This is a genomic window from Mesorhizobium sp. Z1-4 (assembly GCF_004000235.1).
Classification (GTDB): Bacteria; Pseudomonadota; Alphaproteobacteria; order Rhizobiales; family Rhizobiaceae; genus RCIO01.
Map to the genome: position 1 here is coordinate 536,267 of NZ_RCIO01000001.1, position 23,166 is coordinate 559,432.

Genomic DNA, 23,166 nt, shown 5'->3' on the forward strand with positions numbered 1-23,166 from the left:
TTTAGTGCGGCCCATATCGCGGCCGGAAAGGCGCAGCATGGACCGGATCAAAATCGTCGGCGGCAACCAGCTTAACGGCACCATCCCGATATCGGGCGCCAAAAATGCCGCACTGCCGCTGATGATTGCCGCACTGATGACGGACGAAACGCTGACGCTGGAGAACGTCCCTCACCTTGCCGATGTCGAGCAGCTGATCCGCATCCTCACCAATCACGGGGTCGACTATTCGGTGAACGGCCGCCGCGAGGAGCAATCGCAGCGCTATTCGCGCACAATCCACTTTACCGCCCGCAATATCGTCGACACCACCGCGCCCTACGAGCTCGTGTCGAAGATGCGAGCCAGCTTCTGGGTGATCGGGCCGCTGCTCGCCCGCATGGGCCAGGCCCGCGTTTCGCTGCCGGGCGGCTGCGCCATCGGGACGCGCCCCGTCGATCTCTTCATCGACGGACTGAAGGCGCTCGGCGCGGACATCGATATCGACAATGGCTATGTGAACGCGACGGCGCGCAACGGGCTTGTCGGCAACAGATATGTCTTCCCGAAGGTTTCGGTGGGTGCGACCCATGTGCTGATGATGGCCGCCGCCATGGCCAAGGGGCAAACGGTGCTCGAGAACGCGGCGCGTGAGCCCGAGGTCGTCAATCTCGCGGAATGCCTGAACGCAATGGGCGCCCGCATATCGGATGCCGGCAGCAGCACGATCGTCATCGACGGCGTGGACAGGCTTTCAGGCGCACAGCACCGCGTCATCCCCGACCGCATCGAAACCGGCACCTACGCGATGGCCGTGGCGATGACCGGCGGCGATGTGCTGCTGGAGGGTGCGCGTGCCGACATTCTGGAATCCGCGCTCGACACCATTTCGCAGACGGGAGCCGAGATCACCCAGGTGAACTCCGGCATCCGCGTCCGCCGAAACGGCTCGGGCATCAACCCCGTCGACGTGACAACAGAGCCTTATCCCGGCTTCCCCACCGACCTGCAGGCCCAGTTCATGGGGCTGATGACACGGGCGCGCGGGCGCTCGAAAATTACCGAGACGATCTTCGAAAACCGCTTCATGCACGTGCAGGAACTGGCGCGCCTCGGGGCTCGTATTTCGCTTTCGGGCCAGACGGCCACGGTGGACGGCGTCGAAAACCTTCGCGGCGCGCCGGTGATGGCGACCGACCTGCGCGCCTCGGTTTCTTTGGTGATTGCAGGGCTGGCAGCCGAGGGCGAGACCATGGTTCACCGGGTTTACCATCTCGACCGCGGCTTCGAACGGCTGGAAGAAAAACTGGCGCATTGCGGCGCGCAGCTGGAGCGGGTCGGCGAATAAGGCCGGCAGGCGATGGGCCCGCTAGTTGCACCGCAACACAAGAACGCCTAACACAAAACCTGAAACCGCAGCGAAGAAGCGTGTTCCGACATGCAAGCCCTCCGACTTGTCGCCCTTGACGGGGAAGACCTGAGTATCGTTTCCGCGCATGTTCAGGATGCCGTGACCAAGGTCGGCGAAATCAAGTTCGATGCCGCAGACAAGCAGCTCGTGCTGCCGGTCAACCGCTACGCCTGGGAAAAGAAGCGCGGCCTGTTCTCGCGGCGCGGCGAACGGCGGCGCAGCGTGCTGCATTTCAAGCGTGTGCTCGGCGTGCGCGCCAGCGGTATCGACCAGTCGAAAGGCGATACCGTTCTTTCACTGCTGGCAATCGAGTTTGCGCCTTCCGATTCACCGGCCGGAACCATCGAGCTGACCTTTGCGGGCGGCGGCGCAATGGCGCTCGATGTCGAGGTGATCGAAGTTCAGCTCGCGGATGTCGGCGGCGCCTGGGAAGCCGCCGCGCGCCCGCGGCACGGCGTCTAGGACAGGTCCGTTGGCAGTTCGTCTCGACAGCACCAGCCCGGACTTCGAAGAGCGTTTCGCTGCGCTGCTGGCGGCCAAACGCGAAGTATCGGAAGATGTCGATCAGGCCGTGCGCGACATCATCGAAAGAGTGCGCAGCGATGGCGACGAAGCACTCATCGAATTTTCCCGCAAATTCGACCGGGTCGATCTCGGCCAAACAGGCTTGCGGGTCACCCGGGCCGAGATCGAGGCGGCGGCAGCCGAAATCGATGCCGAGACACGATCGGCTCTGGAAACCGCCCACCGGCGTATTCGCGCCCATCACGAGCGGCAGGTGCCGAAAGACGAACATTATACCGATGCGCTCGGCGTCGAGCTCGGCTGGCGCTGGAGTGCGATCGAGGCGGTCGGCCTTTACGTGCCGGGCGGCAGCGCAAGCTACCCGAGCTCGGTGCTGATGAATGCGGTGCCGGCCCGGGTCGCCGGTGTGGAACGCATTGTCATGGTGGTGCCGTCGCCCGGCGGTGTCATCAATCCGCTGGTGCTCGCGGCAGCCGACCTCGCCGGTATCGACGAGATCTACCGCGTCGGCGGCGCACAGGCCATTGCGGCGCTGGCTTACGGCACCGAAACCATCCGTCCCGTCGCCAAGATCGTCGGCCCGGGGAACGCCTATGTCGCGGCCGCCAAGCGCCGCGTGTTCGGCACCGTGGGCATCGACATGATCGCCGGACCCTCGGAGGTACTGGTTGTCGCCGACGGGCAAAACGACCCCGACTGGCTCGCGGCCGATCTTCTGGCGCAGGCAGAACATGACACGGCGGCGCAGTCCATCCTGATGACCGACGACGCCGACCTCGCGGCAGCAGTCGAACAGGCCGTCGAGCGGCAGCTCGCACTGCTTCCCAGGCGCGAAACCGCCGCAGCAAGCTGGCGCGATTTCGGTGCCGTGATCTTGCTCGGCTCGCTCGATGAAGCGCCCGCGCTTGCGAACCGGATCGCCGGCGAACATGTCGAACTCGCGGTCTCCGACCCGGAGGCACTGGCTGCCCAAATCCGCAATGCGGGCGCGCTGTTCCTAGGCCGACACACGCCGGAGGTAATCGGCGATTATGTCGGCGGGTCCAATCACGTTCTGCCGACGGCGCGTTCCGCGCGCTTTTCGTCGGGCCTGTCGGTTTCCGATTTCGTCAAACGCAGCTCGGTTCTCAAGCTCGGGCCGGACCAGCTGCGGGCGCTCGCCCCCGCGGCGATCAGGCTGGCGGAGGCCGAGGGGCTGAGTGCACATGCGCGATCCGTCGCGCTTCGGCTGAACTAGGTCCGCGCGATGGCGGAGCAGCTTCCCGACAAGGCCCGCCTCATCGACGTCGTGCTTGACGAGTCGATCGGACGTTCCACGCCCGATATCGAACATGAACGGGCGGTGGCGATCTTCGATCTGATCGAAGAAAACAGCTTCGGCCCGGTCGGTCATGACGGGGGGCCGTTCAAGCTCAAGCTGTCGCTTGCCGAATCGCGGCTGGTGTTTGCCATCAGCGACGAAGCGGACAGGCCGGTCGTCACCCACATCCTTTCGCTGACGCCGTTCCGGCGGATCGTGAAAGACTATTTCCTCATCTGCGAAAGCTACTACGAGGCGATCCGCACCGCCACGCCGAGCCAGATCGAGGCGATCGACATGGGCCGGCGCGGTGTCCATAACGATGGCTCGCAAACATTGATGGACAGGCTTGCGGGCAAAATCGACATGGACTTCGACACTGCGCGCCGGCTGTTCACGCTGGTATGCGTGCTGCACTGGCGGGGTTGAGAATGACCCGTGGTTCCTTGCCTTTCCACGCCAGCGCCGGGGACTGATACCGGCATGGGGGGAGGAGACAAACAGGAGCTGCCCGGTTCCGTGCTTTTTCTGTGCGGCATGAACTCCGTGCGCTCGCCGATGGCCGAACAGTTGGCGCGCCGGCTGCTGCCACGCTCTATCTTCGTCGCCTCGGCCGGCGTTCGTGCCGGCGAACGCGATCCTTTCGTGGACGCTGTTCTGGCGGAAAAGGAGATGACCCTCGGGGAGCGCCAGCCGCAGATGCTGGAAGACCTCGAAGACAGCTATTTCGACCTCATCGTCACGCTATCGCCCGAAGCCCACCATGCGGCGCTGGAACTGACGCGTTCGCTGGCGGTCAATGTCGAATACTGGCCAACCGCTGACCCGACGGACGTGCGCGGCACCCGTGAGCAGATTCTCGACGCCTACCGCGGCGTGCGCGACCGCCTAGAGACCCAGTTGAAGGCAAGATTTGGCGCGACGAAGCGCTCGCGGACGGCGGGATAATGCGTGTTCACAAATCTGGGCTAATCGTATAGGTTCCGCGCAAATTCCGGCCCGGCGCCGGATTTTCTCTTAAAAAAGGTATGGAATGCCGAAGGAAGAAGTACTCGAATTTCCGGGCGTGGTGACCGAACTGCTGCCCAATGCAATGTTCCGTGTGAAGCTGGAAAACGAACACGAGATCATTGCCCACACGGCCGGTCGCATGCGCAAGAACCGTATTCGCGTCCTGACCGGCGATAAGGTTCTGGTCGAGATGACCCCCTACGACCTCACCAAAGGCCGTATCACCTATCGTTTCAAATAGACTTTCGAGCGCGGGCGTTGCGCCTGTGACGGGACACCGATGAGCGTATTCCAGAAACTGGTGCTGGCATCCGGGTCGCCGCGCAGGATCGAGCTGCTGCAGCAGGCCGGCATCGAGCCGGACCGGCTGATCGCAAGCGAGATCGACGAAACGCCGAAGCGGGCCGAACATCCCGCCTCGCTGGCCAAGCGCCTTTCGCGCGAGAAGGCCGAACGGGCACTCGAGATCTACCGCAAGGACCCCGACGAAGGCGAAGCCTTCCTTGTGGCCGCGGACACAGTGGTTGCCGTCGGCCGGCGTATCCTGCCCAAGGCGCAGCTCGCGGAAGAGGCGGCAAACTGTCTGCGCCTGCTTTCAGGCCGCACGCACCGGGTCTACACCGGCGTGTGCGTGATCGCGCCTTCGGGCAAGGTGCGGCAGAAACTTTCCGAGACGCGGGTGCGTTTCAAGCGGCTCTCCCGCGAAGAGCAGGAGAGTTACCTCGCGTCGGGCGAATGGCGCGGAAAGGCCGGCGGTTACGCCATTCAGGGCCTAGCCGGAACGTTCGTGGTCAAGCTTGTGGGCTCTTATACCGGCGTCGTGGGCCTGCCGTTGCATGAAACGGTCAACCTTCTGGTCGGCGACGGCTACAAGGTGCATTTCGCCTGGTTGTCGGCGCGGAGCTGAGGTGGTGGCGGGCGCACAGCCGGAAAAGGTAACCCCGCTCAGGCCACGGCGCCCCTGCCCCGAATGCGGGCAGCCCTCGGCGCGCGACACCTATCCTTTCTGCTCCAAACGCTGCAAGGACGTGGATCTCAACCGCTGGCTTTCGGGCGCCTATGTGCTGCCCGGACGCGAGGAGGAACCCGGCAGCTCCGAGGATGGCGGGCAAGGCTGAGGCCCTCGAGGGGCCATGGATGCGCCGGTTGCGCTTTCACGCCCCTGCCCTTCTGAGGTTGCTGGCGCGCCGGCGTCTTCGCGGCGCGCCTCGGCGCCAATACTGCGTGAATTCACGGTCCGCGCACGGCCATTTCCCGGCGGCCGAGAACAGCGCTGGACAGCGTGAAAACACGTGCTATAACGCGGCCCGCTTCAGTGGAAAACCAACACCGCAGGCCTTCACCGAGACATCGCTCCCGGCGGCCCGAAGCCCGGATGCCCAGGTAGCTCAGTTGGTAGAGCAGCGGATTGAAAATCCGCGTGTCGGTGGTTCGATTCCGCCCCTGGGCACCAGACAACCTTCTCCTCGCTGAACATAACTTCTCAGAAACCCTTGTTTTTCAAGGCTTTCAGCGATCCTATCTGACCTTAGCTGAACACGCCTACCCCTTGCTTCGCATCAAATTGGGGGTATCGTGTGGGGGTATTTTGAAACCTGCGGGAGGCGATACCCCCAAATGCCCCTGTCTGAATTCAGCGTCCGCAATGCCAAGCCGCGCGAGAAGCCGTACAAGCTTGCCGACAGCGGTGGCCTCTACCTCGCCATTCAGCCCAGCGGCTCGAAACTCTGGCGGCTCAAATACCGGTTTGCGGAAAAGGAAAAGACCCTCTCCTTCGGTCAGTACCCGCTCGTCTCGATCGCCGATGCAAGGCGACAGCGCGACGACGCGAAGCGCCAATTGCTAGCTGGCACCGATCCCTCAATGCAAAAGAAGCTGGATCGGATCGCGGCCACAACTGCAGCCCGTACCACCTTTGGACTGATTGCCGAGGAATACATCCATCGGATGAAGGCGAACGGCGCAGCCGAAGGAACGATCGCTAAGACTGAGTGGCTACTTCTGGATTTGGCGAAGCCGCTCGCAAAGCGACCAATCAAGGAGGTCACTCCGGCTGAAATCCTTGACCTTCTGCAACGCATTGAAAAGAGCGGTCGGCGCGAGACCGCGCGCCGGCTCCGGGGCACGATCGGCGCAGTCTTTCGGCTGGCGGTCGTGACACTGCGAGCAGAAGGCGACCCCACAACCGTTCTCCACGGCGCACTTCAACCGCCGAAACCAACCTCCCGACCTGCGATCACAGATGAGCGCGAGTTCGGCAAACTGCTTTCCGTGATTGACGAGTACGACGGTTGGCCGACCATCAAGGCGGCACTTCAGTTCCTCGCCCTGACGTGTGTGCGGCCAGGCGAAGTGCGACACGCTCTGCGTGGAGAGTTCGATCGCAAGAAGGCAATCTGGCGTATACCGGCTGAACGGATGAAAATGCGGCAGCCGCATGATGTGCCACTCTCCCGGCAGGCACTCCAGGTTCTAGAAGAAGTGTGGCCGCTGTCCGATCCTGACGGATTGGTTTTTCCATCGATCCGAACAGCCAGGAAGCCCCTGTCCGACAACGCGCTCAACAGTGCGCTTCGGCGCATGGGCTATTCCAAGGATGAAGTGACAGCCCACGGGTTTCGGGCCAGTGCCAGCACGATCCTTAACAACCGAGGCTACGATCCCGATGTCATCGAAGCTGTGCTGGCACACCAGGATCGGAATGCCATTCGTCGCGCCTACAACCGTGCGTCGTATTGGGATCAGCGAGTGAGGCTGATGCAGGAGTGGGCCGATCTTACGGATAACCTAGCAGGCGGTAATCTGACATGAGATAATTTATCTCGTTTCGAATAATAACTTAAAGCTAAGATACAGCCCTTCCACGTTTAGCTTTGCCTTCTTTATTAAAAATATCGTATCGTCTACGACCTCGCGGGAAATATTGTAAACTGGATCAATCCCGTGCCCGTGATCCTCTCTTTTCTTATAATACTTAGATATGTCATACCCTAGGCGAAAGGCACAAAGTTCGCGTCCGCGTGTTGATAGATAATCATGCAAGTCACGGTGTTCTTCTCCAGAAATTGACTCGCGGGCTTCAACCATCAGCTCCCATTTCGAAACAGGTGGCTCTCGATAGAGCCAATATGTCAGCGATGCAGCGCGCTTGTATTGGCATGGCTCACCTCCTAGAAGGCGCCGAAAATTGTCAACCTCTTCCAACCAAAATTCGTGGGCTAATGCTAAGTTTCGCTCGGCAAACGAAATCGCGATGCCGCTGTCCTCGGCCATGTATTCGTAGTACCCCTTGACCAGGGAGCAAAAATAGTCGCCGGACTCCATTCTGCGGAGTTCATCACCTTTGAATGAAAACGCCATTGTTGAGTGGACCCGCCTAGACGAAAGAAGCAAAAAAAAGGAGGCCTCAAGCCTCCCCTGAATGCAATATGCGCATTCAGTTATCTGCCGACAACCTTGTCTTTGTAGTCTAAGACCATTTCGTGGTCGTCCGGAATCGTGATCATCCCATTGGCGGACAGCCGTGGCCCCAGCTTTCTACCGCTTGTCTCCTTGCGATCGACAGAGGAACCAACACGACTTACGCTATTCGTTTGACCTAGCATCTCCATTCTCCTCAAAAGAACTCTCAACCCTAAGTGTTGCAAAAATACAACACATTGTCAACAGGTTGCCTGTTGACAACTAGGTGGGTTTTCGATGCCCAAAATTAGTATGTTGGTCTACCTTGCACATTCTGCCCGCTGCCTACCACCGCGCGCCAAACGGCGCGCACCGTCTGGTACGTTGAAATCTAGCGCGAAGTACTTAATGTTTGGTTTGATTGATGTCAATCGGCCACGCAAAATTCGATGGTCGGTCGTGTCTCTTGCGATCTCTCCGTCACTTGCAGCACGTTACAGCAGACAGGGTGGGCAAAGACACTAAGCTAATCATCATAGCACAGCGGGCCAAAATCTGGTCACGCCTCAGCCTCGACACACATGGCGTATGCCACTTGCCGGCAGCTTTTACCATGTCAGGATAGGTGCGACCATGATTTAGAGCGCGCGGGGAGGATGAATTGGAAAAACTACTAAGGGCTGCAACGATTGCCAACATCATTCGCAAATTGAATCAGAACAAGGGCCTGCACGAACGGTCGGCGATCCAGCACTTCGTCGAGTTAGAATTCGATCAACTAAAGAAATCCGGCATAGACCCATCCTCGATGAGGATCGATGCTGCAGACTTCAAAGCCCAAGATGTCGCCGACCCTATATTTTTACAGCAAGTACGCGAAATCCGTCCACACCTATTTCTGATAAATTCCCAGTTTGGGACATTGGGACGACTAGTAGAATTTATTGAATCTCTAAATATTCGTTTCTCAAGGAGCATCGTATTTGGCGAATGGGATATGATAATTGTTATCTGGTCAACAAATAATGTTGCAGAAAAACTTCTAAGTAATATCGAATCGCAATCACTATATCGCGTTCAGTATATGACTTGCGGAAAATGTTCATATTCTTTTGGCGTACCAATAGATATAGATAAGGAAATTGTTAACACGGAACTCGTTGAACCGTCGGATACTGATGACGCATTAATCATTCCCCCCGATTCACAAGCCTTTCTCAGGCGATGGTGGGAGCATGTTGAAGTGCCCGCTGCTCAAATATTCGCGTATGTTGGTATTAGCGTCTCTGGAACAACCGAAGAAATAGGATCCGAAACACTCCTGGAGAGGCTGATGAAAGTGCCGTTGATTCGGCTGAGTGTCCTGGATTTTTTCGAAATCGAGCAAGGACGACCATATCATTTCATCGTGAAAGTCGCTGTTAGCAACGTTGGGGAGTTGGACGAGATTACCGATGCGATTGGCTTCCTTCGACTCGGGAGGGCGAAGTTTGATGGTGCAACGTTCGTTGTTGCCTCCGACCACACTGTTCCTCCATCACCATTCGGTACTCAGATTGGCCTGTTGGAAGACACGCCCAATTTCGATGGCTTGAGCGAAGCTGCCACCTCCTTGCTGGCACGTATTGGCCCAGGTGCGCCCAAGGAGTTTAACGCACTTCCGCCGGATCGCCAGCTGCTCGTATTGAGTTGCTTGATGGAAATTGCGGGAGAACTCCACCGGGAGCCGCAGTGGGATGACATACGAGCAGAAGAGCTCAACGGAATATTTGAGAGCCTGGCGGCTGGAATTCTGAAGAGTGACGGCATCACCTTAACAGGACCTGCGGTGAGCTTGGGCGTTTGCATCGAGAGATACGCCAAGCACGTGTTTAGGAGAACTGTGGAAGCTGTCTATGACAAAGATTATGCGGCAGCACAGGAGGAATTGAGGCTGCCCACAAGCGATTTTCGAAAGATGTCTCTGGGCAAAATACACACTGGATTTCAAAGCATGGCTAAGAGTGACAAGTTTGAGTTTATGGCAGAATCGTTGAGTCAATCGCGCTTGGATTTGCTGAATAGATTCTCATCTTTTAGAAATAATTGGGCACATGACGGTGCTTCGGCACACGCTTCCGTACAAAGTCAGATTGAGAACGTTCGCAGAATGTTTGGCGATGGTCTGAATGTCTGCCGCTGGCTGGGGGGCGCGATAGTTCCGAAGTTGGAGTTGCATCCCTCTCGCGGTGCGGAGGATGTTCGGGTGCCACAAATTCCGACACCTGTTGCCACAGGGCGAAAAAGCGGAATTTTCCTTAGTCACTCTACCAAAGATCGAAGCCTGGCAGAGAAAATTGCGCGTGGCGTGCAGGCTCTCGGAAGGGACATATGGTATTCGGATTGGTCGCTTGGTCCGGGAGATTCAATCGTTCAAAAGATTTCTGAAGCACTCAAAGCGAACGATACGCTGGTTGTGCTTCTAAGCAAAAGCGCTGTTGAATCGGCTTGGGTTAGTCGCGAATTGAACAGCGCGTTGATGGACAAGCTCTCGGGACGAGACATACGAATAATCCCTGTCTTGGTCGAAAAATGTGAAATCCCGACAATAATCAAAGATATCATGTACATAGATATGTCTGTTGACTACCAAGAGGGATTGATAGAACTACTTAATTTTCTTCGAAAACATAAACTATAATTTCGGCATATAATAGGGAAACGAGAAGCACCCGCTTTCGCGGGTGCAAGGTGAGTGTTGCCCTCAATATTCTTCGGCCAACATGATCGTCATGACCCGCCGGGTCTTCGCGGGATCAGTCGGATCATCGGAGTGGTAGAGCATGGATGGATCGAAATAGTCGATCTTCCAGATGACGCGGAGGCCATCGACTTCAACCACGGCGCAATCATGCTCACCGTATGGATCGTTGTCCGACGTGAAGTTTTGGAACTCCGCCACCGCAACAATCACCTCCGCCCAGACCCTCCTGTCCAAGGCGGCGATGCCGCGCGATACGGTCACCATGCCACCTTTGTGGAAGCGGCGTAGATTGTCGTTGAGGGCAGCGATCACTCTGCTCTCGGAAACCAAAGAACTCATGGAAAGAACTCCTTCTCTCTTCCGCTTGGCTCGACCATTCGAGCGAAGCGGCGAGCGAACGAGCCCTGACGCGACAATTACGGTGGTGGCAGTGTCCGGGCGGAGAACGGCTTGCTCTGCACCCCGTCCACCATCAGCTTCATGAACACCTCGTGGTTGGCGAGGTTCACCAGATCGCGAGGTCGCGGAATATCCTCGCCGAACTGGCGCGCCAAAATTGCCGCGTCGGTTGCGCCGACGCGGAAGGATATGAGCGTCCCGACATTGCCCAGGATTGCTTCGCGCACGTTTGGCTCGATGCGGGAAAAATGCTGCGTAGTGAGCACAAGGCCGACACGGTACTTCCGCAGCTCTGACAGCATGTCCGCGAAGGCGGAAGTGGTGAAGGAATGGAACTCGTCAACGTAGAGGAAGAACGGTCGCCTTGCGACTTCAGGCTGGTTCTGGCGGCTGTATGCGGCGCGGGCGATGCCGGACACGATCATGCCACCGAGGACATTAGAGATATCCGCTCCCAGCCGTCCCTTGGCCATGTTTACGATCAGCATCCCGCCCTGGTCCATGATCTGGCGGAAGCGGAGCGGCTTCTCCGGATCGCACACTGCCTTCCGCACAACAGGATGCGCTAGGAAGGCACCGAGCTTGTTGGCGATCGGCGAAACGCCGTCCAGCGTGAACTGGTACCGCAGCTTGCCGTATTCGACGGTCCAGAAGTGCCGTACCTGCTCGTCGGAGATCCTGGTCACCACCTCTTTCCGGTATTCTTTGTCCAGAAAAAGCGGGAGGATATCCGCGAGCGTGGCGTTCTCCTTCTCCAGGAGCGCCAGCACCGCAAAGCGAAGCAGGTGTTCCATACGGGCGCCCCAGGCGTCTGGCCACTGCTTCTTCAGCATCTCCACCAATCCGGAAGCCGCGACCGGCCGCAACTTGGCCGACACCTTGGACAGCGGGTTGTATCCGCATGGACAGAATGGATCGACGGCGTTCCAATATGTGGCGTCCTCACCAATCGTGTCGGCTACCTGTTCGGCTAGATCGCCGTGCGGGTCGATCAGGCAGAAACCGCGTCCCTGCTCTATGTCCTGGCGGACCAAAGAAGCGATCAGGGTCGTCTTGCCGGTGCCGGTCTGACCGATGGCGAACAGGTGAAAAAGCCTATCCGGCTGCCGGATGCCGAATGGCTGACCATCTCTGCGGCCAAGCGTCCTGCCGAGGGTTGTGATCTGATTGCGATGGAACACATAGGCATCGTATGCCCGCCGAAATGAGGACCATAGAAGTCGAAAGTTGCTGGCTCACCCTTAACTCTCAGACTGACTGTTCACCGCATCGTTGATGTGTTCGAACTCTGCGGACCTTGCCGCTGTCATCAACGCCCGTATTCGCTCGCCCTGCAACTTTCCAGTCCTTCGAGAATTGTCTCGAGAATGGGCACACTTCAGGACAGTTTTCTAGAAGCTGAAAATACAACCGCTATTGGCCACGGTTTTGGTCTGACTGGTTCGAGACATAGCTGATTTCAGCCTGTCCCTTTCCCGGACATCGAACCAGTATGCAAAGGAGTACGAGCGCTTAGTAGCGCAATTCCGGGAGTCCTGTACAATCTGCGACATGGCAGAGCGGCTAAAAATCCAACGAATTGTCTTCCGCGCTGGAAGTGCCCCAGGACAGGCGCCACTAGACATTGCTACACCCAACGTCACCGTACTTGTTGGGCCCAACAACTCGGGAAAGAGCTTAACACTTCGGGAACTGGAACAGTGGTGCCAAGGCTTCAACCCCCAATTTTCAGTAATTGATCAAGTGGAGGTTGCACTACCGGACACACATGATGAATTGAGATCGATGCTCAGCGTTCATGAGGCAGAACCGCCTCCGAACCAGCTTGCCCAAGCTGGGCACTTTTGGGTTGCGCGCCCTGTAGTGCGGCATGGCGAACAAGCGCTACACCAGCAAGTTGGCGAGGCCGACCTATCGCAATGGTTTCAAAATATGAATTTGGAACCACTTCGACAGGTCTTTGTCAGACTTTTCACGTTGCGATTGGATGGGAGAACGCGGTTCGACCTGGTTGAGCAAAAAGGTGCCGGGCCTCTCGAAGGGAATGCGCAAAATCACCTCTGGGCATTATTTGTAGATGATGAAGGGCGCGAAAAGGTCCGGCAGTTTACTGAGGAAGCCTTTGGGAAACACTTTGTGATCGATCCTACTGGGATGACCCATTTTAGGGTGCGTCTCAGCGATCGAGCGCCTCAGTCAAAGGCCGAGGAGCAAGCATTGGACGCTACGGCAAGAGCCTTCCATGCTGACGCGCCGTTAGTCTCAACTCTTGGCGATGGTCTACGCACCTCAATCGGTTTGGTCTCGGCGGTTATGAGTCTGTCTCAACGCATTCTTCTCATTGATGAGCCAGAAGCGTTTCTTCACCCGACGCTTGCCAGGCGCGTCGGCCGAGTTCTGGCAAGTACCGCGCGAGAGCGAGATGCGTCACTTGTGGTGGCAACCCACAGCGCCGACTTTCTGATGGGCTGCATCCAGGCAACGCCAAATCTCCGTTTGGTACGACTAACCTACTCAAACAACCAGCCGACCGCGCGTTCGATCGAGCCTTTAGAGATTGTGACTCTAATGAACGATCCCCTACTGCGGTCAACGAACGCGCTACGTGCTCTCTTTCACCGAGGTGTAATAATCGCCGAGGCGGACGCGGACAGAGCCTTCTATGAAGAGATCAACTACCGCCTGGTTGGCAGCGGACGTGGCGTTGAAGATGGTCTCTTTTTGAACGCTCAGAACTGGCAAACAATTCCACGTATCACAACACCGCTGCGCCGATTGGGGATCCCCGCAGCCGCTGTTTTCGATTTCGATGTGCTAATGGATGCGGCCTTTCACCTCGTTTGGCCTTTACTCCATACAGACGCTGGAACGCTGCAAACACTTCAAAACGAAAGAGTTGCTGTTGCACAGCTTATGAACGCAGCGGGACGCCAAGCCTGCAAAGCTAGCGGATTAGGTGCATTTCAAGGAGCAGATCAACAGAGAATTCAGGCCTTTATCGCTCGCATGGCAGAATTCGGCCTCTTCTTTGTTCCTGTCGGTGAACTTGAGTGTTGGCTCCAGAACCTCGGTGTTCAACGCACAAACGACAAGCCAGCATGGCTGACCAATGTTTTCACTCGACTTGGTGCTGATCCGAGCGCGCAAGGCTACATCGTCCCAGGCAACGATGATGTGTGGGATTTCGTGTCGAGCATCGAGCGGTGGGTGGCCGACCCACAACGACTAGGTATCCCTGCTTAGTCGGCTACTCATGAAAGGCAGGCTCGTCTTCCCATGGCCACTCCCCAGTTTCCACCATACGGTCGAAGATGCGTTTGCAGAGCGCAATGTACCGCTCCAACTCAGGTGAGATATCGGGATTGAGTTCATCAGATTCCATCCGCCAAAGCTATCAGGCGGCGAGCTCTAGCGAATCTTCCGAGTCATCAAATTGTGTGGTGTGATTGCGAATATCTTCCAGTTCGGCCATCGCCTCCTCGGCGTCTTTCGACCTAATGGCGCTTACTAGCTGGTCGTATTGCTCCTTCTGCAACTTTCCAGTCCTTCGAGAATTGTCTCGAGAATGGGCACATTCCAGGACAGCTAGCGCATCCTGTGCTGCCCTGAGCCAATTTGACGGCTCTAAATATACGGTTTTGCCGAGCACGGTTCGGTTCGAGGTGGCGATTTCGACGATCTGCCGTTTTTCGTCCGGTTGAGCGAAAACGTAGTGTTCTGCAAGGCTTTTTATACGTTCGAGAAATGACCTCACCTGGGTTGGGCTGACCGTCTGCCGATCAGCTTCAGCCAGCTTCCCTTGGAGTTCGGCCTGCTCCAGCAGAAGGGTTTCCTTCCGGCGATTGAAGGTGTCCTTGTCGATCAGGCGGTCGAGGAGAGCGTCGGTCAAGCCGTCCATACGGCTTTCCAGTTTTCGCTGCCGCAAAGTAAGAGCCTTGCGATCGGTCGGATTGCTAAGTTTCGCTGTCCACCGCTCCACCCTCGCCGTCGTTGCAACAATCGCGTCTTCAGGGAATGCGAACTGGCTGAGAATGGTCGAAACGGCTTCCTCCAATGCCTCCTCGCGAATGGAGTTGCTGGGACAGTCCGGTTGCTGGCAGCGGTAGTAGACGTGGCCTTTCTGGCGTTCGGGGATCATCGACCAGCCACAGCGCCTGCAACGGAACAAGCCACGATAAGTGTGGTTGTGGCGCGTGACCTTTTTCCCGGCCTTCCCGTTTTTCACTTCCTGTATGGCCTTGTAGGTCGCCACCGAGACCAGCGGCTCATGGATGCCCTTGAAAGTTTGGCCGCTTCGACCGATGCGGATAATGCCGGCATAGAACGGATTTCTAAGCAACGTTTCAACCGCGCCCTTCGATAGCGGTCTGCCACCGTCGTTCCGCAACCCCATCTGCTCCAATTCTGTCTGGAGTTTCCTGATGGAGTGCTGGCCTCCGGCATAGAGTTCAAGAGCACGCTGCACGAGCGGCCCGCGTTCAGGGTCGATCGTTTTCACCTTGCCGCCTCCATTGTCGAGGTAGCCGATCGGTGCCTTGAACGGGTAGATGCCCTGCTTGAGGCGGCCATAGAGACCTTTGATGGTCTCATCGCGAAGGTTGCGGATGTAGTCGGCGGCGATGACCGCCTGGATGTCGGCCGTGAGCCGACCTCCGCGCGAGCGAAAATCAATGTTCTCAGCCGCGAAGTGGACATCTACGCCAGCGTCGGACAATTCACCGATCTTCGCCCAGTCAGCAAAGTTTCGGGCTGAGCGATCGATCTTGTGCATGACGACGCCATCGGCGCGGCGCTTGCGCAGTTCCCGCAGCATGGCGTTGAACACCGGACGACCGCTCTTGGCTGCCGTTACTTTCTCTTCGAACCACTTGGTGATCGAGATATCGCTTCGCTCGGCGAAGGCGATAATTGCGTCCCGTTGGGCTTCAAGCGATACGCCTTCGCCTTGCTTGACCGTTGATACACGGACGTAGCCAAAACACTTTTTCATACATCGGTTGGATTACCCTCAGAATCTACCACATCCTCGAAATCTGGCGAATCGGACCAAGGCCATTCGCCGGTCTTGACCATGCGTTCGAAGATACGTTCGCAAAGCGCCAGGTAGCGCTCCAGCTCCGGCGGGAGTTCGTTGTGATTTGTTCGGTTTTGCATGCTGTCAGCTTAGCGAGATGACAGTCATGAGCTAGAAGGCCATATGTGGCTCGATCAGCAATTTTCGTCTTCTAGTATTCGGATGCTGGTCGGCTAGATTTGTCCATACCAACACCATCAAGATCACCACGCTCGCTGACGACGCCGGACCAGGGCTATTCAAAACAAGCCCTGGGGAGAGCGGAGGAATGTGAGCGTGGTGATCTTGAAAATGCGGATGTCGAATGCACTGGCTTTTGCATCGGCAGCTATCCAAATATGCCAAGCTGAATTGCAGCATCGGGCATTGCTTTGGACCTAAAATGCGCGGCGCTAGCTTCATGCCGCCAATGCCACCTGAGACCACGAACGCCTCGCCTATTTGGCCAGTCTAGGATGTTCGCCAAGCCGAAGAACCCTGTGATTGCGATGACTATCGCCAAGCCTGTCCTCCTGACTTCAGCGTCGCAGGTCGCATCGATAGGCAGGGGGCTGCCATGCGGTTGACCCCTAAGCCACCAGTTCTTCAAGGACACGGCCGGATGCCGACATGGCCGTGATTATCGGGCCTTTGAAGATTGAGCGCACGATCGCCCGTTCGGAGGCGGTGTAAGACATGCAATCCATGACAATGATATCGGGTGACTTTTCAGCAAGCGATTTCGCAGCCGCTTCGATGGCCTCCTCAGTTGATCCGGGGGCTGCCGCCTCGACGACGACTTCGACCCCTTCGCGCTGCCATTTGCGTGTGAGGTGTCCGGTCTGTTCAGCGAGCGGGATCAGCAGGCCCAGACGTCCCTTAGGCAGGGCCGCCGCAGCCAAACCAGACAGTATGCGTACCGGTTCGATTAACCGCACTTTGCTATCGAAGGCAGGAAACGCGCCGGAACAGCAGAGTAGTGAGACTTGGACACCGCTCGCCTCAAGCGTGTTAAGGCAACTGCCCACGAGACGGAATATTTCCTGTTTGGAAACATGAATATCTGTTCCGTCAGGTAGCGTAGTGAACAGTGTATCATTATCGTCTTTCGGGCTCAGGGCGGCAATTTCGGTGCTTGATAGTCCATCAAGGGTACCAATTTGCACGATGCGTATGTTTGACGAACAACCCTGTAGCAGCTCTTCGGTCAAGCTCGGGCGGGGCGTTTGACCAATTACGATCAGCCCGATAGCCGGATCCTGCATTCTTGTCACTCCTTCAAAACAACGAGATCTGACTGCGCCCAGGACAAAGACACAGAGGTGCCGACGTCCATCACAGGGACTTCGGACCGATTAGAGACCTGTGCAAGGACACGCTGGCCAGCGCGTCCGATCCGGACCCGGTAGAGAACCGATCCGCCGAGGAAATTCACATTTTCGATTTTGCCTGGAATTCCGTCCCGGGCTGCGTCGGCAGGGCGGACTGTCACCCGCTCGGGGCGCAGCGCCACAGTGCAGGCCTGGTCAACTCCCAGAGGAGGCTCGATCGGTGTACCGTCGTCCAGCTCCCATGCGCCACTGACAGCCGATGGTGTGCAAGTCAGGACGTTGGCGTCACCGATGAAATCGGCCACGAAGCGGCTGTGCGGTGCGTTATAGATTTCGGCGGGTTTTCCTATCTGCTCTACCTTGCCTTCATTCATCACCGCTAGGCGGTCAGACATCGCCATGGCTTCTTCCTGGTCGTGCGTCACGAAGACCGTCGTTAGGCCTAGTGTTCGCTGGAGCTCTTTGAGTTCGAACTGCATTTGCTGGCGCAGTTTTTTGTCGAGCGCGCCGAGCGGTTCGTCACACAGTAGTACGGCGGGCTCGATCACAATGGCTCGCGCGAGGGCCACGCGTTGCTGCTGCCCGCCCGACAATTGGTCTGGGCGGCGCTCGCCGTATCCTCCAAGCGAGACCAGCTCGAGCGCCCAAGCCACCTTGCGGTCAATCTCGGCCTTTTGCATGCCGCGCATCCGCAGGCCAAATCCCACGTTTTGCTTAACCGACCGATGCGGAAACAGGGCGTAATTCTGGAATACCATGCCCATGTCGCGTTTGTGAGCCGGAACTCCGGTGATGTCGCGTTCGCCCAGCAGAATCTGGCCCGAACTCGGCGCATCGAAACCTGCGATCAGCCTCAGTGTCGTGGTCTTGCCGCATCCGGAGGGGCCGAGAAGAGAGAAGAACTCTCCTGCCTCGATCCGGATGTCGATGTTATCGACGGCGCGGACGGCGCCGTCGAAAACCTTGGTTGCCTTTCTTAGGCTGATGCTTGCGCTCATGCACGGAAAATCCGGGCTACGCGCGCGTCAATGGCATCCTTGTTGGCATTGTACCATTTCCAGTCGACCTGAACGAGCGTCGCCACTTTTTCAGGTGTCGTCAGCAGACGGTTCTGGAATTGGTCTTCGAGAACAACCTTGCTGTTGGCGGGTGAATACCAAACGGCTTCAGCCATGGTCTTCTGCACGTCAGGACGCAGCATGAAATCGATGTATGCATATGCCAGCTCCTTCTTCTTTGTGCCCGCGGTCACGCTTAGAACCTGTTCCAGCGCGAGCACACCCTCCTTGGGAGAGGCGAATTCAAGGTCGGGATTTGCTTCGAGATTCCGGAACACACCACTGTCATGGATGATTCCGAGCGAGACCTCCCCGCCGAGGAGCATCTTTTCCATCGAGCCGGTGAAGTCCACGAGTTTGACGGGTTTCAACTTCTCTAGCGCGGCATAGGCCGCTTCGAGATCATCTGGACCTGATCCGTATATCGAGGCCGTCATGGTCAGGAAAGCCTGACCAAGGCTGTTGACCGAGATCACATACGCGCCGCGCCTGTCGGCGTATTGCTCAAGCCACAAGTCGGTCCATGACGCCGGCGGTGCCGAGACTAAATCCTTGCGGTAGCCGAGCCCAATGGCAGAAGTGAACATAACGACGCCTGCGACTTTGTCGCTCTTCGCGTAATCATATAGGTCGGCCATATTCGGGACTTGGTCCGCCGGCACCACAGGCTCTATCAGCCCCATCTCCGCAGCGGCCCACTGTTCGTTGTTGTTGGTATGAAGTACGTCGTAGATCGGGTCGCTGCGCGAACTTGCCTGCAACTTGGGCAGAAATGGGAAGCTCGTATCGCGCTGCAGCTTGCCGCCAGTTTCGGCCTCAAACATCGCAGTCAGATTCTTGTCGAACTCGTCACCCCATTTGCCGCCCCAGCCAGTGACGTTCAGCGTCACAGCCTGGGCATTTGCGATGTATGGAGTGGCTAACACCATCGCGCCGGCGGCCACACCGGTCGACAACAGCGTGCGTCTGGTCACTTTCTTTTCCAACATTTTTTTCTCCTGTTGGTTGGTGGGCTAAAGTTTTGCATAAGTCCGCAACCCGACAGTTCGGTCGAGACCGATCACCACCACAATCGCGAGCAGGATTGAAACGATGGATGCGGCCGCGATCGTTCCGTCGAGAGCGAAGCGGAGGTAGTTGAACAGCGTGATTGGGAGTGTCTCGGTTCCCGGGCCGACGAGGAAGAGTGAAACCGGAAATTGGTCGAACGACACGATGAAGGCGAATATTCCACCGGCGATAACACCGGGCTTTATCAGCGGCAGGGTTATCTCGAAGAAGACCCTCGGGGGTGATGCACCGAGATTGGTTGCGGCCTCTTCAAGCCGTGTATCGAAGTTCGCAAGTACCGCCAGAGTGGTGCGCACAACATAGGGCGTTGTGATTATGGTATGCCCCATCACGAGCCCCCAGAGCGGCCGGCCGACATCAATCAACACATAGGTCTGGAACAGAGCGAGCCCTGTCAGGATCGCGGGCAGCATCAGCGGGGAGAGAACGAAAGCCGTAATGGTGGAAGCGCCGGGCAGGTTGCCGCGCGCCAGCGCTAGGGCCGCAGTGGCGCCAAAGAACACCGCTAGTACTGTTGTGTAGGCAGCTACTTCAAGGCTCAGGATGAGGGCCTGAGTGAAATCAGACGAAGCGAAGAATTCCCGAAACCAGATCAGCGATACGCCCTCGGGCGGGAAGTTGATGTAGGGGGCGGGATTGAGCGCGAAGACGAAGACGATGGCAATCGGAGCCAGCAAAAAGAACATCGTCAGAACGTTGATCGCTTTATAGAGAAACCGTCCCATCTGCTCACCTGCCTCCCGTGACAGACATGATGGTGCGGTTGTAGGCACCCACTAGAAGAAGCGAGATCACCAGAAGAATCATGCCGAGAGCGGCGGCGTAGCTGACGTTGAACGAGGACGACACCTGCTGATAGATCATCACGGGCAGGGTCGTTACCTGGAAGCCTCCCATTAAGATTGGTGTCACGTAGCTGGAAATCGCGAGAGAAAAGACAAGCAGGGATCCTGCGATGATTCCCGGCAGCGACAATGGAAGGGTCACCTCTAGAAACGCGCGGAACGGCGTTGCACCCAGGCTCACCGCCGCATGCTCCAGGCCGACATCGATGCGTCCGATGACACCCGTCAATGTCAAAACCATGTAGGGTATGAAGATGTGGGTGAGGCCCACGATAATGCCGAACTCGTTGTACATGAGCGGCAGAGGTAGCTCTATCCAGCCCAACCAGCTGAGCGTCTGGTTGATTACACCGTTGTCCGCCAGAAGCGTCATCCAGGCAAAGGTCCGAACTACGATACCTGTTAGCATCGGAGTTAGGACGGCCATAAGCAGGATCGCATGCAGCGCTCGGCTGTGGACACGGGCCATCAGATGCGCGATCGGGTACCCGATAGCGAGCGCAGCAACCGTGGTCCAAAGGCCGATGCGCAAGGTCGCCCAGAGCACCTCCCAATTGTACCAGTCCCCGGCAAATCGGACGTAGTTACGAACCGTAAAGGACACATCCTCATCGACTACTGGGTTACCGGTTAGGAAGCTCATGAGGGCCATGAGACCTATCGGCAGGACAAAAAATAGTGAGAACAGTAAGGCACACGGCACGATGAGGAGACCGAGCATGTTGCGTGCGACCCAACCAGCCCCAGACCCACCTACCTGGCGTTCCGTCTCAGAATTGGATGCCAAGGTCGACGTCATGCTGACAGTCTCCGGTCGAAGACTAGGTTGCCGATGCGACCCGCGCCTCTCTGAACCTCCGCACATGGCTCGGAGTTAGACCCGATGTCGGCGGGTTCCGACCCTATGCTTCGGACCAGACCAAAGACGCACCCTTGCCAGGTTGTAACTTGTTGAACCTGGCCCTTTAGTGAGGCGAAAAGCCTGTCAAGAGTAACTTTGTAGGCGTGGGTCATCGCATTCATGCGCTCCGATTGGCCTTCAGCCTATGCGCTTTGCGACTTCGCACAATACGGGTGAACCCCTAGGTAGCGTTCCCGCGAAGGTGCTGTAACGGAAGGGTGATCCAAATGACGCAGCCGCCATGTCGACCGCATCCGTTGCGCTACTCCGCTGACTCTCCTCTTTCGCCTAATCGAAGCTTCCTGAGGTCGACCTGCGACCTACTCCTGCCTTCTTGTCGCCATGGCCTGCTACTGTTCGTTGTATATTTCGCCCGGCGCGACTAGAGGAATTGCCGGACGAAACTCGCGACCAATCCCCGCGCGTGCAGCACGTGGTTAGGTAGGGCGGCTCGTAGTTCGTCTCGCATCGCTCGCGAGTAGCCCATGCAGTGCATCACGGTCACCTTGCAGTCCGCAATTGAACCGACGCGCGACACAAGCGACGCACTGTCATAGGGCGAAGCGGCTACAAAGCGCGTATTCCCAGCTTGGGAGCTCTGCCCGAACAGCGACTCGATCTGGTTTTGGTATGGGACCAAAATACCGAGGGGGATGTTTTCCGCTCTAAGGGCGTCAATTGCGCTGTTTACGACCCGCTGGGCTTCAATGATGGGCGTGTTCGCGGGTGGATTTATGCGCGTTCCGGTGCACAAAAGGACGATCAGGTTGAAACCCAATGTATCGACCCGTGAAAGCAGGTCGGCTAGGCGGCGTTCAGTGCGATCGACCGAGACTGAAATCTCTTTTCCGTCAAAACACCGGGTGGCGAACTCCGGTTCTCCGGGAGCGGCCTTCATTGCGTCCAGAGCCACGCCTTCTAGTCCGTCAAGTACGCCGAACTCCGCGATTTCGATACATTCGGGCGAGCGACCTCCGATGATATCTGAGACCATCTCGGGGACGATGTCTGGTCTCGGGCTGTAGCCGATCGTAACGAATGCGATGCGAAGGACAGGGGGCATGTCGACTCCAAACCACGACGTGGCTCCACCCTAGATACCTGACCAAACCACGCAATACGGGCAAACCCCTAGCGTCAATCATAGCCTGCCTTGACGATCAACCTGATGAGTGCCCCGGACGAGGGTACCTGCATTTTCCGTAGGATGTTCGACCGATGGATTTCGACGGTCTTGTGACTGATGTCGAGTTGCCTTGCTATCGCTTTATTCGACAGTCCTTCGCAAACAAGTGACATAACCTGACGCTCGCGCGCTGTGAGGTTTTCCAATCGCGAGGGGAGGCCAGCCATCTGGCCAGCGACCGGTGACAGAGCAAGACTGCCCAAGATCAACCGAATTGAGTTCATCACGATCCGGCGTGGCAGAATGACCGGTTTGCCGGTCAGCTGGGCGATAGTTAACCGGTCTGATTCTCTGTAGCCCACCGAATTCAGCACTATATAGGCGCAATCCTTGAGCGAGACCGCCGCCTTGGTTAGCTCTTCAATGTCCTGATGTGCTGCGTAAGCATATCGCGTATCGAACAGCGACAGCGCCGGCATCTCCACTTCATCAATCTGGCGTTCGAGGGGAAACACGATCCCAACCGTATCGCCCTCGGCAGCCAAAGAAATTACTGCGGCATCAAGAGCGCGCTGTGCGTTCACGGTTGGGCAGGTGCTTTCGAATTCGCGAAATATCCCGGTCGACATCAGCACCACTAGCTCGAAATCACTTTTGGCTATAGCTGCGAGCCGATCGTCGACGAGTTTGCTGATCTTGCGTCGCGACAAGTTGACCCACGATCCGCTCGCGAGCCGCGCGACCACAGTCGCGTGTCCCGTCTCCGTCAGGAACTCCCCGATCTCGGAGTCGCTCAAACTGTCTAGAAGCCCGATCTCGGATATTGTTGCCTGCACCCCCAACCCGTCTCGGAGATCAGGCAGAAGGTCCTGCCGCGGCGACTGACCGAGTGTGATGAACAGTATCCGCGGGGGCCGCTCTTCGTTTCGCAATGCAGCTCCTCGGAACTGTCTTCTCCGCTTGGCAACAACCTCGCATTGTCTGAGCCAGCGCTGCCGTCATTCAAGAGCC

The 23,166-nt window shown here is 57.4% G+C and carries 22 protein-coding genes and 1 tRNA gene; 12 read left to right on the forward strand and 11 right to left on the reverse strand.

From position 1 onward, the window contains the following. Positions 1 to 37: 37 nt before the first annotated feature. The 10 genes from murA (at position 38) to EP165_RS02625 (ending at position 7,037) form a co-directional block, all read left to right on the forward strand. Positions 38 to 1,327, forward strand: a complete 1,290-nt coding sequence (murA, locus tag EP165_RS02580; RefSeq protein WP_127519987.1) for a UDP-N-acetylglucosamine 1-carboxyvinyltransferase — start codon at positions 38 to 40, stop codon at positions 1,325 to 1,327. A 90-nt stretch (positions 1,328 to 1,417) separates the two neighbouring features. Next, positions 1,418 to 1,852 (forward strand): DUF2948 family protein, encoded by a 435-nt coding sequence (locus tag EP165_RS02585; protein ID WP_127519988.1) that lies wholly within the window; start codon positions 1,418 to 1,420, stop codon positions 1,850 to 1,852. Between the two features lie 10 nt (positions 1,853 to 1,862). Continuing rightward, positions 1,863 to 3,152, forward strand: coding sequence for a histidinol dehydrogenase (gene hisD / locus EP165_RS02590; protein WP_127519989.1), 1,290 nt, complete (start codon positions 1,863 to 1,865; stop codon positions 3,150 to 3,152). Between the two features lie 9 nt (positions 3,153 to 3,161). Next, complete coding sequence (locus EP165_RS02595) at positions 3,162 to 3,644, forward strand: UPF0262 family protein (protein ID WP_127519990.1); 483 nt, start codon at positions 3,162 to 3,164, stop codon at positions 3,642 to 3,644. A 54-nt stretch (positions 3,645 to 3,698) separates the two neighbouring features. After that, entirely contained in the window at positions 3,699 to 4,163 is a 465-nt protein-coding gene (locus EP165_RS02600; RefSeq protein WP_127519991.1) for an arsenate-mycothiol transferase ArsC, read from the forward strand. 85 nt (positions 4,164 to 4,248) lie between these two features. Then, entirely contained in the window at positions 4,249 to 4,467 is a 219-nt protein-coding gene (gene infA / locus EP165_RS02605) for a translation initiation factor IF-1 (RefSeq protein ID WP_006200926.1), read from the forward strand. 39 nt (positions 4,468 to 4,506) lie between these two features. Then, positions 4,507 to 5,133 (forward strand): Maf-like protein, encoded by a 627-nt coding sequence (locus tag EP165_RS02610; protein ID WP_127519992.1) that lies wholly within the window; start codon positions 4,507 to 4,509, stop codon positions 5,131 to 5,133. A 4-nt stretch (positions 5,134 to 5,137) separates the two neighbouring features. Continuing rightward, positions 5,138 to 5,344 carry a DNA gyrase inhibitor YacG gene (yacG, locus tag EP165_RS02615; RefSeq protein WP_245439965.1) on the forward strand — a complete coding sequence of 69 codons (207 nt, stop codon included), beginning with the start codon at positions 5,138 to 5,140 and terminating at the stop codon, positions 5,342 to 5,344. 259 nt (positions 5,345 to 5,603) lie between these two features. After that, positions 5,604 to 5,679 (forward strand) — tRNA-Phe (locus tag EP165_RS02620). A gap of 164 nt (positions 5,680 to 5,843) precedes the next feature. Continuing rightward, a complete protein-coding gene (locus EP165_RS02625) occupies positions 5,844 to 7,037 on the forward strand; it encodes a tyrosine-type recombinase/integrase (RefSeq protein WP_127519994.1) in 1,194 nt (397 codons plus the stop codon). A gap of 6 nt (positions 7,038 to 7,043) precedes the next feature. Here EP165_RS02625 and EP165_RS02630 read toward each other — a convergent pair whose 3' ends face one another. Next, a complete protein-coding gene (locus EP165_RS02630) occupies positions 7,044 to 7,586 on the reverse strand; it encodes a hypothetical protein (protein WP_127519995.1) in 543 nt (180 codons plus the stop codon). A gap of 703 nt (positions 7,587 to 8,289) precedes the next feature. On the opposite strand from EP165_RS02630, the gene EP165_RS02635 reads away from it, so the two are divergent. Beyond that, positions 8,290 to 10,308 (forward strand): toll/interleukin-1 receptor domain-containing protein, encoded by a 2,019-nt coding sequence (locus tag EP165_RS02635; protein WP_127519996.1) that lies wholly within the window; start codon positions 8,290 to 8,292, stop codon positions 10,306 to 10,308. Between the two features lie 63 nt (positions 10,309 to 10,371). Here the strand turns inward: EP165_RS02635 and EP165_RS02640 are convergent, their stop codons facing one another. Together EP165_RS02640 and EP165_RS02645 are read right to left on the reverse strand one after the other, a co-directional pair. Next, complete coding sequence (locus tag EP165_RS02640) at positions 10,372 to 10,710, reverse strand: DUF3768 domain-containing protein (RefSeq protein WP_127519997.1); 339 nt, start codon at positions 10,708 to 10,710, stop codon at positions 10,372 to 10,374. A 77-nt stretch (positions 10,711 to 10,787) separates the two neighbouring features. Then, positions 10,788 to 11,951 carry a type IV secretory system conjugative DNA transfer family protein gene (locus EP165_RS02645; RefSeq protein ID WP_127519998.1) on the reverse strand — a complete coding sequence of 388 codons (1,164 nt, stop codon included), beginning with the start codon at positions 11,949 to 11,951 and terminating at the stop codon, positions 10,788 to 10,790. A 370-nt stretch (positions 11,952 to 12,321) separates the two neighbouring features. On the opposite strand from EP165_RS02645, the gene EP165_RS02650 reads away from it, so the two are divergent. After that, positions 12,322 to 14,013: an ATP-dependent nuclease gene (locus EP165_RS02650; RefSeq protein WP_127519999.1), complete on the forward strand. Its 1,692-nt coding sequence runs from the start codon at positions 12,322 to 12,324 to the stop codon at positions 14,011 to 14,013. 151 nt (positions 14,014 to 14,164) lie between these two features. On the opposite strand, the gene EP165_RS02655 is transcribed toward EP165_RS02650, so the two are convergent. The 8 genes from EP165_RS02655 to EP165_RS02690 all read right to left on the reverse strand — a co-directional run bounded on the left by EP165_RS02655 (position 14,165) and on the right by EP165_RS02690 (position 23,087). Then, entirely contained in the window at positions 14,165 to 15,760 is a 1,596-nt protein-coding gene (locus EP165_RS02655; RefSeq protein WP_127520000.1) for a recombinase family protein, read from the reverse strand. A 653-nt stretch (positions 15,761 to 16,413) separates the two neighbouring features. After that, positions 16,414 to 17,088 carry an AroM family protein gene (locus tag EP165_RS02660; RefSeq protein ID WP_127520001.1) on the reverse strand — a complete coding sequence of 225 codons (675 nt, stop codon included), beginning with the start codon at positions 17,086 to 17,088 and terminating at the stop codon, positions 16,414 to 16,416. A 5-nt stretch (positions 17,089 to 17,093) separates the two neighbouring features. Further along, complete coding sequence (locus tag EP165_RS02665) at positions 17,094 to 18,152, reverse strand: ABC transporter ATP-binding protein (RefSeq protein ID WP_127520002.1); 1,059 nt, start codon at positions 18,150 to 18,152, stop codon at positions 17,094 to 17,096. Next, on the reverse strand, positions 18,149 to 19,201 hold the full coding sequence (locus EP165_RS02670) for an ABC transporter substrate-binding protein (protein WP_127520003.1): 1,053 nt from the start codon (positions 19,199 to 19,201) through the stop codon (positions 18,149 to 18,151). Before EP165_RS02670 ends, EP165_RS02665 begins: the two co-directional genes overlap by 4 nt. Positions 19,202 to 19,225: 24 nt before the next feature. Next, positions 19,226 to 20,008 (reverse strand): ABC transporter permease, encoded by a 783-nt coding sequence (locus EP165_RS02675; protein ID WP_127520004.1) that lies wholly within the window; start codon positions 20,006 to 20,008, stop codon positions 19,226 to 19,228. 4 nt (positions 20,009 to 20,012) lie between these two features. Next, the gene (locus tag EP165_RS02680) at positions 20,013 to 20,849 is read right to left on the reverse strand and encodes an ABC transporter permease (protein WP_245440052.1); all 837 of its coding nucleotides are present in this window, start codon (positions 20,847 to 20,849) and stop codon (positions 20,013 to 20,015) included. 562 nt (positions 20,850 to 21,411) lie between these two features. Beyond that, positions 21,412 to 22,092: an AroM family protein gene (locus EP165_RS02685; protein ID WP_127520006.1), complete on the reverse strand. Its 681-nt coding sequence runs from the start codon at positions 22,090 to 22,092 to the stop codon at positions 21,412 to 21,414. Positions 22,093 to 22,166: 74 nt separating this feature from the next. Beyond that, a complete protein-coding gene (locus tag EP165_RS02690) occupies positions 22,167 to 23,087 on the reverse strand; it encodes an AroM family protein (protein WP_127520007.1) in 921 nt (306 codons plus the stop codon). Between the last annotated feature and the right edge of the window lie 79 nt (positions 23,088 to 23,166).